This is a genomic window from Streptomyces sparsus (genome assembly GCF_054776295.1).
Genome location: NZ_BAAHCA010001641.1, coordinates 1 through 613, shown reverse-complemented (window position 1 = coordinate 613; position 613 = coordinate 1). Strand labels below are relative to the sequence as shown.

Genomic DNA, 613 nt, shown 5'->3' with positions numbered 1-613 from the left:
GGGACGCGCGGGCCCCGCGTGGGAACGGGTGTGCGGACGAACGCGCGGGCGTGCGGGCGCGTGCGAGCGCCGGCAGGGCACGGGGAGCACGGGGAAGTGGGAGGCGGACGGCTGATGTGGGACCTGGCGAGGTTGCGGGCGCTGCACGCGGTACGGCAGCACGGTTCGGTCGGCGCGGCGGCCGACGCGCTGGGCTTCACGCCGTCCGCGGTGTCGCAGCAGGTGGCGAAGCTGGAGCGGGAGACGGGCACCACCCTGCTGGAGCGACGCGGCAGGGGAGTGGTGCTGACGGAGGCGGCCGAGATGCTCGCGGACACCGCGGCACGCATGCTCGGCCTGCTGGAGGAGGCCGAGGTCGCCCTGGAGGAGCGCCGGGGACGGCCGAGCGGTCTGCTGACCGTCGCGGCGTTCCCCACGGCCGCCCGCGGGCTGCTGCCCGGCGTGCTGGCCGAGCTGGCGGCCGCCCATCCGGCGCTGGAGCTGCGACTCGTCGAGGAGGACCCGCACCGGTCGGTCGGACTGGTCGCCCGCGGCATGGTCGACCTCGTGGTGGCGCACGACTGGGACATCGCGCCGTCGCCCGCGCCGGAGCCGCTGCACCGGGCCACGCTCG

Annotated in this window: 1 protein-coding gene; it reads left to right on the top strand. The window is 77.2% G+C overall.

Annotated features, from left to right (window positions below; translation table 11 throughout):
• Positions 1–114: 114 nt before the first annotated feature.
• On the top strand, positions 115–613 hold a 499-nt coding region (locus tag ACYVE9_RS30065), incomplete at its 3' end, for a LysR family transcriptional regulator (protein WP_461031018.1).